The organism is Paenibacillus sp. N119s (genome assembly GCF_059447605.1).
This window is the reverse complement of the sequence record NZ_JCAJRU010000219.1, coordinates 1-8,314: the sequence shown is the minus strand read 5'-3', so window position 1 is coordinate 8,314 and position 8,314 is coordinate 1. Positions and strand designations below refer to the sequence as shown.

The window sequence follows — 8,314 nt, the reverse complement described above, 5'->3', positions numbered from 1 at the left end:
GAGCAGTTGGGGCGTGGTAAACTATTTGGGCGTTCGTCAGTAGATGATGAAGAAATCAATAAGTTAATTGGAGAAATGATTAAGGCGCTGAATTATTTATCACGTAGAAAAATAGGAGCATTGGTCGTATTCGAGCGCGAGACAGGGCTGAACGAATATACGGAGTCTGGTATCAAGACACAGGCTGTAGTTAGTTCTGAACTGTTAATTAACATCTTCATTCCCAATACGCCTTTGCATGATGGTGCGGTGATTATACAAAATAAACAGATTGCCTCTGCGGCCTGCTATTTGCCGTTATCGGAAAATCCCTTCATTAGCAAGGAGTTGGGAACACGTCATCGGGCTGCGATTGGGGTCAGTGAGGTAACGGATGCCGTAACCGTCGTGGTATCGGAGGAAACAGGCCAAATTTCGTTGGCTATCAATGGACAGGTCGTGCGTGACATTAAGGAAGAATCCCTAATCTCCAAGCTGTACGAGGAGTTGCGGCCAACACCGTCTTTGAAGGAAAAACGCGGCTCATTCTGGAATCGGAGGGGAGGCCGTGGAAATTCATGATGGACAAATGGATTAACAATAATACGATTTCCAAGATTTTGGCGCTTGCGGTTGCTATAATGCTGTGGGGAATGGTTCATCTGGATACAGGTACACCTTCGTCTACGTTAACCGTTTCTTATAATAATAAAATAATTGATAATGTGGCCATACAGGCTAGTGGTCTGGACGAATCAAAATATGTGCTGTCTACGATGGACACTGATCATGTAAAGATGGAGGTCAGAGGACAGCGATCTGTCCTGACTACTTTTTTCGCGGATAATTATCAGGCCAAACTAAACCTAAACGGCTTGGGAGCAGGTACAAAAACATTACCACTTGAACCGGATTTGCCGGATGGGGTGGAATTGGTATCGATGACTCCTAACCGTGTTACAGTAACAATTGAGGAAAAACAGACGAAATCATTTAATGTATCTATATTACCTAAAGGTAATCCGGATGCGGGGCTACAGCTTGGAAAGCCTGTGATAACTCCTCAAACGGTAAAGGTGACTTTACCCAAAAGCCAGTTGAATACCGTCACTGTGGTACAAGGGGCTGTGAACACGGATGGTATCTCAGAAAAGTTTGAACAGAAACGTGTAAAACTGAAGGCTTATAACAAAAAGGGACAGGAACTCACAGGTGCGGTCATAGAGCCATCCACTGTGGCTGTTGAAATCCCGGTCACTCAGCAGGCGAAGTCTGTACCTGTCAAAATAGTATATTCTGGGGAATTACCTGATGGATTAGCGCTTTCAAAAGTAAACGCGAACGTGAAAGAAGCAGCAGTATATGCATCACAGGATGTACTAAGCAGTCTCAGCTCTTATGTGACGGCAACACTTGATCTAAGTCAATTTACGGAAGCGGGGACCCGCACGGTTCAAGCTAATTTGGCAGCTCCCTCAGGTTCTGATAAAATCGAGCCAGGGTCAATACAAATTCAGGTGACCGTCGTTCCTTCCAATGAAGTTACAGACACGGAACGGACGCTGTCAGGCATCCCAATTGTTTTACAAGGTGCAGGAGATGGAGCAAATGCGACTGTTACAGCACCCGCAGGCAAGACGATGGATGTTACTGTGAAGGGTCCGCAGGATCTGGTAAACAACTTAACCAATGATGACGTTAGTTTGGTGGCAAATATAAGTGGCCTCTCCGCTGGTCAACACGAGGTTACTCTGAAAGTAGGCTTGCCCAAATACATTACGCAAATCGGGAATGCCAGCCAACTCAAAGCAACGGTAAACATTGAGGGCCCTTCTACACCTGCTGTAACGAATCCGAACAGTGAGAATGAATCAAACCCCTCTGGTGGTGATAAGGGGCAGGAGAGGCCACAGGAGGGGCAAGGCAATCAAGGTGGTAACTCTGACGCTAATACCGGGGACAACGCAGCTGCGGAGGATAAAACTAGTCCTCATAACGGCGCAGAATCTTCTGTGACTGGAACCTCGGAGGGCAGTCAGCCATAACATGTTTTATCTGTAGTAAAGGATCAAGATTTATTAGACAAAAAAAGGGAGTCATTTTACATGGGGAAATATTTTGGTACAGATGGTGTACGAGGCGTTGCTAATCAGGAACTTACAGCTGAACTGGCATATAGTATTGGCCGCTGCGGCGGATATGTTTTAGCAGGTAATGTAGAGAAACCAACAGTTGTTATTGGCATGGATACACGGATATCCGGACTGATGTTGGAGTCGGCATTAGTAGCCGGTTTGTTGTCTATCGGGGCTAATGTGGTACGTCTAGGTATTGTTTCGACGCCTGGGGTGGCCTATCTCACACGACAATTGAAAGCGGACGCTGGGGTAATGATTTCGGCATCCCACAATCCTGTTGAGGACAACGGGATTAAGTTTTTTGGCGGCGATGGGTTCAAATTAACCGATGAAACGGAATTGAAAATTGAAGAGCTCATGGATGCAAAAGAAGACCAATTGCCTCGTCCAATTGGCAGCGGATTGGGCACGGTCGTTGTAGACGAGCATTCCCGCTATGATTATCTGGAGTTTTTGAAAACAACAATTAGCCATTCTTTTGAAGGCTTAAAAATAGTATTGGACTGTGCAAACGGAGCAGCTTATGAGTTGGCGCCGAAACTCTTTGCGGATTTGGGAGCTGAAGTACACACGATCGGCGCGGAGCCAAACGGATTGAATATCAATGACCATTGCGGCTCGACTCATCCTGAAAAGCTGAAAGAAGAAGTGCTTCGCTTGAAAGCGGATATTGGGCTTGCCTTTGATGGGGATGCCGACCGCCTGATCGCAATTGATGAAAACGGGGAAGAGGTAGATGGAGACTACATTCTCTGTATTTGCGGAGACGCAATGAACCGCGCTGGCAAACTCAAGGATAGCACTATTGTCTCGACAGTAATGAGTAATATCGGTTTCTACAAAGCTACTGAAAAACTAGCTCTTAAGACTGCAAAAACCGCGGTTGGAGATCGTTATGTGATGGAAGAAATGCGACGGGGTGGATTCAATCTGGGCGGTGAGCAGTCTGGTCATGTTATCTTCCTGGATCACAACACGACAGGTGATGGCATGCTGACGGGGATACAACTAGTAGATACGCTGAAAGCTTCCGGCAAGAAGATGAGTGAACTAAAATCGCTTATGAAACAATATCCGCAAGTGCTTGTGAATGTGCGTGTGCAGGACAAACGCAATTATGAGGGGAATCCTGCGATTGCAGAAGCCATTGAGCAGGTGGAACAACAATTGGGCGATAATGGGCGCGTATTGGTCCGTGCTTCAGGTACAGAGTCGCTTATTCGTGTGATGGCCGAAGGCCCGGATAAGGATGAACTGGAGCAATTCGTCGGACAGATCGTAGACGTCGTGAAAAAAGAATTAGTTTAAAATTTTGTAAACGTGGGTTGCCTGTTAAACCTAAGCAGGCAACCACGTTTGCGGTTATTCATTAACGATTCATTACCTGTAGGGTTTAATTATGAATAAAGTGTCATTGCCAAATGATGCTCTGCTGAATATAATATAGGGATGTTGTGACTCAGATAGAGAAAGTGAGGGTTGTGAGGTAACGTAATACAAGCGCCAGAGCTTGATTTTGTGCGGGGGAACTTGGTGGAGAAGCAATAGATTCCGATAAGATGATATTGCTCGCTATCAGTTCACGACAAAGCAAGCTGACGAGGTGAAGGTGTTCGAAACATTCGGCGGGGACCTTCCGGTGAAGCATCAACCCGTAAACCGGCAGCGGAAAATGAACAGGCAACTGTTTACACAACGCACCGGTAGATGCCCTTATTATTTTATAATCTAAATTATAAGATTCATTTCATGAATGTGCGGCCATCATCATTGGCGTGCGCGGTTTGGGAATTTCGTTACATTCGTGAAGAGATGCCTGTAAATTTTATAGTTATCATTGACAACTTCATAGATGAATGAACTTTATTCCACAATCTACCGCACACGTTAATCCTGTGATGAGTCGTCTTGTGAAATGATGATCGGGAGGATAACGAATATGTGTGGCATTGTAGGATATATTGGTAATCAGAATACGCAAGAGGTATTGATTGACGGACTGAAGAAGCTGGAGTACCGGGGATATGACTCTGCGGGTATTGCCGTGTTTACAGATGCAGGACTGCAAGTAGCCAAGGCGAAAGGTCGTCTGGCGAATCTGGAAGCTAAACTGGATGGTACGCCGTTGGTAGGCCATGCAGGTATCGGGCATACACGTTGGGCAACACACGGTAAGCCTTCTGATGAAAACTCCCATCCTCATTTGGATGAGAGCCAAAAGTTTTCTGTAGTTCACAACGGAATTATTGAGAACTATTTGGAATTGAAGGAACAGCTGATCAGCGAAGGTCATACCTTTATTTCCGAAACGGATACAGAAGTCATTTCCCATCTGGTTGCTCGTGAGTATAAAGGGGATATTGTTAAAGCAGTACAAAAGGCAATTACCTTTATGCGCGGTGCTTTTGCACTGGGAGTGCTGACTGAGCACGAGCCTAATAAGCTGGTAGCTGTTCGCCAAGCCAGTCCGCTGGTTATTGGTGTGGGAGAAGGCGAGAACTTTATTGGTTCCGACATTCCGGCTATTCTGAAATATACACGCAATGTATTTATTTTGAACGATGGCGAAATGGCTGTTCTGACTAGTGATGCTGTCGAATTAATGACAATCGAAGGTCAATTTATTTCTCGGGAAATGATTCATGTCGAATGGGATGCTGTAACAGCAGAAAAAGGCGGCTATGAGCATTTCATGTTGAAAGAAATCCACGAACAACCTAAGGCTTACCGTGATACGATGTTGGGTCGTATCGATAAAGGCACTAAAAAAGTTGTTCTTCCAGAGCTGAAGCTGACCGAAGAACAAATTAAAAATATCCGCAATATTCAAATTGTAGCGTGTGGTACAGCTTACAATGCTGGTTTGATTGGCCGTACGGTGATCGAAAGTCTTGCTCGTATTCCAGTAGAAAACGATGTAGCTTCCGAATATCGTTACCGTTCCCCAATCGTGACACCAGAGACCTTGGTGATCGTGGTGAGTCAATCCGGTGAAACTGCTGATACCCTGGCTGCACTGCGTGAAGCACAAGCCAACGGGGCACATGTACTGGCGATTACAAACGTAGTTGGCAGTTCCATCGCCCGTGATGCAGATGACGTTTTGGTTACACTGGCAGGACCGGAAATTGCCGTAGCCTCCACCAAAGCGTATTCTTCCCAGTTGATTGCATTTTATCTGTTGGGTCTGTATCTAGCTCAAGTACGCGGCACACAAACGGATGAGCAAGTAGCTCATGTGTTGGCTGCTATGGAATCACTGCCAGAGCAAGTTGAAGAGATGTTGGGTAAAGCAGATGCGATCAAAGCCTATGCTGAGCAAATCGCTAGCAACAAGCACCTGTTCTTTATTGGTCGTGGTCAGGACTATGCTGTAGTACAGGAAGGTTCCCTGAAACTTAAGGAAATCTCCTACATTCATTCCGAGGCATATGCTGCTGGTGAGCTGAAGCATGGAACACTGGCATTGATCGAAGAGGGAATTCCAGTTATCGCTTTGGTAACTCAGGAATCTGTGTTGGAAAAAACCGTGAGCAACATAAAGGAAGTTAAAGCTCGTGGCGGTGACGTGCTTGCAATCACGTATGAAGAGCATGCTGTTGAGCTACTGAAATCCGTGGATCAAGTATTTGCAATTCCAAAAACACTTCCGATCCTGTCAGCTGCTATTTCAGTTATAGCTCTCCAACTGTTGGCTTACTACGCATCCCTTGCACTGGGCCATGATGTTGATAAACCACGTAACCTGGCGAAAAGTGTTACTGTAGAATAAAGAGTATCTTAACAAAAGCCGGATTTGTCTTCGGACAATAAAGTTGTGTACAAAACAATAAAGTTGTGTACAAATCGAGAAATGGACAATAAAGTTGTGTTCTAAATTTATAGCAACTTGAATCGATTATTATTAATTATGAATCTAGAAATTCATCGGATTTGTCGATAAGTGTATTTAATGACAACATAATCTTTTTAAACTAGTAATTATAAAATTCGTCTATAAAAAGCTCAATATCCAAACTTAAACAGTCCCGATGAAAACTCTTAATCGGGACTGTTTGTATTTTTATTGATTGTGGGTGGATTAATGAAAACTTTTGGAGAAAAGATGAAAATTATACGAAAAATGAATAAGCTTAACCAGACTGAATTTTCATCGATTATTGGCGTTTCTCAAGGTACATTAAGTGAATTGGAAAAAGATAAATACAGGCCATCCGTTGAAACTATAATTGCTTTAAAACTAAACTTTGATATTGATTTAGAATGGCTGCTGCTTGAGGAGGCAGTTAGTTCTAACAAAGGATTATTTCATATTCAAATAGATGAGTTTGAGCTAAACTTAGTTTCAAATTTACGAAAGCTAAACCTAGAAGATAAACAAGAAATTGGAGAAATAATAAATTTGAAATTAAAACGATATAATAAATAAGAACTGATTGTCCAAGAGAAATAAATTGTTAGAGTGAAATTAAGTATGCTCAATAAATTACTGAACGACGTGTGTCTCGGAGACTTGATCCCCAGGTCCGGGTGGCAATTTTCTTATTTCTCAAGGCCCTTTACTTTGACACCCGGCCTACAGCCAGAATAGTTGATTCAATCATTACCAAGTTGCCAGAGATGTACAAAAGGGTAAAGGACGATTCTGAGTATGAACGAATTTTACGGAAACGCTATTTAAGCTCATTAAATGAGAAGGCGATAATGAGTTTACTTAAAAAGCTGTGGAAGTTCACCTATCGGCTGAATGACCAAGCATGCCAAGATAATCGTGTTGTGAATGGACTAACCGTTCTAATCATAGCTCGGATATATCCAGATCTAGTCATAAGATTGGTTTCAGAAGATCAAGCTTATTATAGCCAGGTTTCATTAGAGAGAGATCAACTGGATGAGATGATCGAATTGTTCAATCAAGCACCGCGGTTATTTTCGCTTTTAGATGAAGAAGTGAAAAAGCAGATGGAAAAAGAGATTAAAAGATTGCCAGTTCGATATGTTCGCTCATGTTTTCTAAGCCCGAGTCAAGAAGAGCATTGTACAAATATTTCCCATTTCTTACCAGATATAAATTTTACTAACTCGGCTCTTTGGGAATTTAAGCAACTCGCCGAAGCAACCAATAAAATGGATGAATATCGAATAATGACCATTCGTTTTCTCTCAAAAAGTAGTAGTTACTTAGATACGTATGATCGCTTTCGTCAAGTTCATCAATGTTTGGACGGTTTTAACAAAGAACAGATTGAGGAACTCCTCAAGATCATGAATTCTAACAATCAAATTTACAACGCACAAAATTGCTCTAGATTAGTTGATGAGATTCAGGAGGTGGCTGAAAAAAACTTGGGTTCAAAAGTCGATTTGGGTCCTTTCTCACATCTTTAATAGCGTCAAGGAGATTCAAATTGAGTTGCTTTCTCTGTTAAAATGCATACACTTGCCTTAACTAAGGGGAAACGGTAGCTCAATAAAACCAAGGAGGCAGCCGACCAACGTGATCGGCTGCCTTTGTTAAACTATTGGGCAGAATTATTATAATAGGTAGTCTTTTGAATTATACTAGTCATTTACAAATGTATAAGCTAAAAAGGGGGAACTACCATTGGAACTTAGAAACAAAGCTGCCAAAGAAACATTTTTTACAATAAAATTTAAAAGTGAACCAACTAATGTAGAGTTTAAAAAAATTAGCCATGCTATCGAGAATAATCTGCTTAGTCCTGAAGCACATGAACTTTTAAAAACAAGTACATTAATGGGAGATATTAGTAGTGATCAATTAACCTTCAGCAACGATCTTACATGTGATTTTATTGTTAAGATAGTGTTTCTGAACACAATGAATAAAAAATTAGAAGAGATAATTCGTACAATATTTGTTGGCTATGTTGGAATGGAAAAACAGTTACCAAGACCGAAAGTCTACGAACCATTTTATGATGATTCTCGTCTAGTAATAGTAGATGCAGAAACAGCATACCAACTAGATCAGATAAATGAGATAATAACCTTAAAATTCATGCGTGAATATGGATATTTTGAAAAACTAAATTTAGATTTTGATGAAAAGTTGCTAAATAAATTACTGCTTAAATTTAATAATCCGTATTCTAAGAAGTACTTGTACGAATATGAGGATTTTATTAAAAGTAATGGCGGAGAAGAATTACTTAATAATTCTGCAAAGCTCTTAA

7 protein-coding genes are annotated in these 8,314 nt (G+C 42.0%); all 7 read left to right on the top strand.

The features are described 5' to 3' along the window. Positions 1–561: diadenylate cyclase CdaA (gene cdaA / locus AC5V8P_RS20450; RefSeq protein ID WP_495473811.1), on the top strand; the 561-nt coding region annotated here is incomplete at its 5' end. Then, a complete protein-coding gene (locus AC5V8P_RS20445) occupies positions 558–2,024 on the top strand; it encodes a CdaR family protein (RefSeq protein ID WP_064797325.1) in 1,467 nt (488 codons plus the stop codon). The genes cdaA and AC5V8P_RS20445, both read left to right, overlap by 4 nt. Before the next feature lie 60 nt (positions 2,025–2,084). Beyond that, positions 2,085–3,425 (top strand): phosphoglucosamine mutase, encoded by a 1,341-nt coding sequence (gene glmM, locus AC5V8P_RS20440; RefSeq protein WP_063212533.1) that lies wholly within the window; start codon positions 2,085–2,087, stop codon positions 3,423–3,425. A gap of 631 nt (positions 3,426–4,056) precedes the next feature. Beyond that, positions 4,057–5,889 (top strand): glutamine--fructose-6-phosphate transaminase (isomerizing), encoded by a 1,833-nt coding sequence (gene glmS, locus AC5V8P_RS20435; RefSeq protein WP_063212534.1) that lies wholly within the window; start codon positions 4,057–4,059, stop codon positions 5,887–5,889. Positions 5,890–6,201: 312 nt separating this feature from the next. Next, positions 6,202–6,546, top strand: a complete 345-nt coding sequence (locus AC5V8P_RS20430; protein ID WP_064797324.1) for a helix-turn-helix domain-containing protein — start codon at positions 6,202–6,204, stop codon at positions 6,544–6,546. 275 nt (positions 6,547–6,821) lie between these two features. Then, positions 6,822–7,505 carry a hypothetical protein gene (locus tag AC5V8P_RS20425; protein WP_155762559.1) on the top strand — a complete coding sequence of 228 codons (684 nt, stop codon included), beginning with the start codon at positions 6,822–6,824 and terminating at the stop codon, positions 7,503–7,505. A gap of 217 nt (positions 7,506–7,722) precedes the next feature. Beyond that, positions 7,723–8,314: hypothetical protein (locus AC5V8P_RS20420; RefSeq protein WP_495473810.1), on the top strand; the 592-nt coding region annotated here is incomplete at its 3' end.